General features: G+C 73.1%; 4 protein-coding genes. 3 read left to right on the top strand and 1 reads right to left on the bottom strand.

Features of this window, described 5'->3' with window-relative positions; all coding sequences use genetic code 11:
• Positions 1–1,583: alpha/beta hydrolase (locus ACR807_RS41550; protein WP_438927054.1), on the bottom strand; the 1,583-nt coding region annotated here is incomplete at its 3' end.
• A 111-nt stretch (positions 1,584–1,694) separates the two neighbouring features.
• Here ACR807_RS41550 and ACR807_RS41545 point away from each other — a divergent pair.
• The 3 genes from ACR807_RS41545 to ACR807_RS41535 are packed head-to-tail and all read left to right on the top strand — an operon-like array spanning position 1,695 to position 2,959.
• Positions 1,695–1,922, top strand: a complete 228-nt coding sequence (locus ACR807_RS41545; RefSeq protein WP_438927053.1) for a hypothetical protein — start codon at positions 1,695–1,697, stop codon at positions 1,920–1,922.
• 17 nt (positions 1,923–1,939) lie between these two features.
• Entirely contained in the window at positions 1,940–2,218 is a 279-nt protein-coding gene (locus ACR807_RS41540) for a DUF4037 domain-containing protein (protein ID WP_438927052.1), read from the top strand.
• Between the two features lie 48 nt (positions 2,219–2,266).
• Positions 2,267–2,959 (top strand): class I SAM-dependent methyltransferase, encoded by a 693-nt coding sequence (locus ACR807_RS41535; protein WP_438927051.1) that lies wholly within the window; start codon positions 2,267–2,269, stop codon positions 2,957–2,959.
• Positions 2,960–2,962 lie beyond the last annotated feature (3 nt).

The following is a 2,962-nucleotide window of genomic DNA, read 5'->3' as shown; positions in this document are numbered from 1 at the left end:
AAGACCTGGCCGTCGGCCGGGGCCTTGAGGTTGACCAGGTAGTCGGTCACCAGGGTGTCGACGCCCGCGCTGTCGCCGAGGATGCAGTGCCCGAACGCGTCCACGCTGATGAGCCGCGCGTTGCCGAGCTGCTTGGTCATCCGCTTGGAGAACTCGTACTGCGTGGCCGGGTCGTAGTAGTTGCCCACCACGACGACCGGGTTCGGCGTGCGCTTGTTCCACGGGCCGGCCCAGCGGTCCGGGCGGGGCACCGGCCACGTCGGGCAGGTCAGCAGGTCGGACGCGGCCTGGTAGCGGCCGAACGTGGGCGACTCGCGCTCCCACTTCGCGGCCAGCACCGGGAACAGCTGCGGGATGCGCAGGAACGGCTTGTCGGTGCAGTTCACGCCGTAGTACGAGTCGTCGTACTCGTACGGGGTGTCGCCGGTGACGCCGGCGCGGATGTCGGCGATGCCGCCCTTGTTGTTGAGCGGCGGCAGCAGCGCGGCCTGCTCCTGCGCGGAGAACGTCGCCGCACCGGGGTGCAGCACCGCGTAGACGCTCTGGAGCCACGCGGCGAGCGCCTTGAAGCGGGTCGGCGCGTACAGGTCGCTCGCCACCCGGCCGACGTAGTCGGCCAGCGTCACGACCTCGCCCGAGGGCAGCGTGAGGGGCTGCGCGCGCAGGTGGTCGCGGACCTCGTCGAACTTGGCCCGCGGGTCGCCCTCGCTGTAGGCGCACTTGTCGCCCTCGGCGTCGCAGCGCTTGAGGAAAGCGTCGAGCGCCAGCTCGAAGCCGCCCTTGGCGCGCTGCCGGTCGTACTCGGGACCGTTGGACGTGCGCAGCGCCGGGTCCACGTTGCCGTCCAGCACCAGGGCGCGGGACTTCGACGGGAAGATGTTGGCGTAGGTCGCGCCGAGCAGCGTGCCGTAGGAGAAGCCGACGAAGGTCAGCTGCCGGTCGCCCACGCCCTGCCGGAACAGGTCGAGGTCGCGCGCGACGGCCTCGGTGGACATGTGCTGGAGCAGCGGACCGGCGTTGCGGGCGCACGCGTCGGTGTAGTCGACGGTGGCGGCCATCGTGTCGCGGATCTCGGTGCGGGTGATCGGGATGGCCGACATGCGGCCGAACACCTCGTCGGCCTCTTCCAGGGTCTGGAAGCAGCGCAGCGGCGTGCTGCGGCCGACCCCGCGCGGGTCGAAGCCGATGAGGTCGAAGCGCCGCATGACCTCGGGCTGGAAGAACGAGCTGCCGTAGGCGGAGTAGATCAGGCCCGCGCCACCCGGACCGCCCGGGTTGATGAACAGCGAGCCGACCTTGTTGGCCTGGTCGTCGGCCGGGCGCTTCATCAGCGCGACGGTGATCTTGGGGCCGCGCGGCCTGGCGTGGTCGAGCGGCACGGGGTGGTTGGCGCAGCTGACCTTGTCGCGCTGCGCCGCGGGGATCTCGGCGAGCACGTCGTCGGCGCAGGTCGACCACTCGATCGGTGCGGCGCCCTGGGCCTGCGGTGCGTCTTGCGCGGCGGCGGAGCCGGTTCCGACCAGGCCGGACAGGGCGGTGCCCGCGGCCACGGTCAGAGCCAGCGCTCTGAATCGGAGTTGCATCGGGTGGTGCTCCCTCGCTTCACTCGGCGTCGCCCCTCGGGTGACCCGCGACGCCACCGCGCGAGGCTTTCACTCGTTCGTGTTCGGCAACACCCGCAGAACGGAGGATTCGTGTCCGGCGAACAGTTCCTTCCCGGCCTCGAACTGTCCCGGCGCTTCTACCGCGAGGCCGTCGAACCGCTGGTCCGCGAGCACTTCGGGGAGGTGCCGCACAGCGCGGCGCGGATCGGCCCCGGCTCGGAGGTGCTGGGCTTCGACACCGAGCGCTCCGCCGACCACGAGCGGGGGCCGCGGCTCCAGCTGTTCCTCGACCCGGACGACCGGCGCGCACCGCGCTGACCTGGTACCCGGACGACGTGTGGCGGCACGTGCCGGCCTGCCGGTGGCTGCGCGTGTCGCAGGAGGAGGCGTTCGTGGGCCGCTGCGGCGAGGTGGGCGACGAGCTGGGCTCGGCGGTCGTCGCCGCCCGGCTGGTGCGCGACCTGGTGCGGCTGCTGCTGGACCGCCGCCGGCCGCCGTGCCCGAAGTGGCCGGGCAGCGCGTTCGCCCGGTACGCCGACCTGGTGCCGGTGCTGCGGGCGGTGCCGACCACGCGCCCGGACCGGACCAGGGCGCTGACCGGGGCGGGGCGCTGACCGGGTAAACCGGTTGCCCGGCGAACCCGCGGCGTTAGGCTCCGGGCAATGACCGAGAACGCGCTGACAGCGGCCGGGCAGGACTGGGAGGAGCAGGCGGCGAACTGGATCGCCTGGGTGCGCAGGCCCGGGTTCGACTCGTACTGGCGCTACCGGGACGCGTTCTTCGAGCTGGTGCCCGACCCCGGCCGGGCGACCCTGGACCTCGGCTGCGGCGAGGGCCGGGTGTCCCGCGACCTCGTCGGACGGGGGCACCTGGTCACCGGCGTCGACGCCTCGCCCGCGCTGCTGGCGGCGGCGCGGCAGGCCCACCCGGAGGGGCGGTACCTGCCGGCCGACGCGGCGGACCTCCCGTTCCCGGACGGCGGCTTCGACCTGGTCGTCGCCTACAACGTGCTGATGGACGTCGACGACATGCCGGGCGCCGTCGCCGAGGTCGGCCGGGTGCTCGAACCGGGTGGCCGGCTCTGCCTGGCGATCACCCACCCGATCACGAACACCGGCAGCCGCCGCGACGGCGTGTTCGTCCTCGACCGCCCGTACTTCGGCCGCCACCGCTTCGAGGACGAGGTCGAGCGGGACGGGATGCGGATGAGGTTCACCGGCTGGAACTACCCGCTGAGCGCCTACACCGAGGCCCTGGAGGCGGCCGGCCTGCTCGTCGAGGCCCTCCGGGAGCCGCGGGTGGGCGACGACGCGGTCCCGTGGCACCTGTGGATCAGGGCGGTGCGCCCGCGCTGACGG

It is taken from the genome of Saccharothrix sabaoui (assembly GCF_051756985.1).
Taxonomy (GTDB): Bacteria; Actinomycetota; Actinomycetes; order Mycobacteriales; family Pseudonocardiaceae; genus Actinosynnema.
Note: the sequence above shows the minus strand (reverse complement) of the source record. Positions and strands in the feature narration are given on the sequence as shown.

Excerpts from the sequence above, each read along its gene's own strand:
- ACR807_RS41535 (WP_438927051.1), top strand. The coding sequence starts at position 2,267 with ATGACCGAGAACGCGCTGACAGCGGCCGGGCAGGACTGGGAGGAGCAG.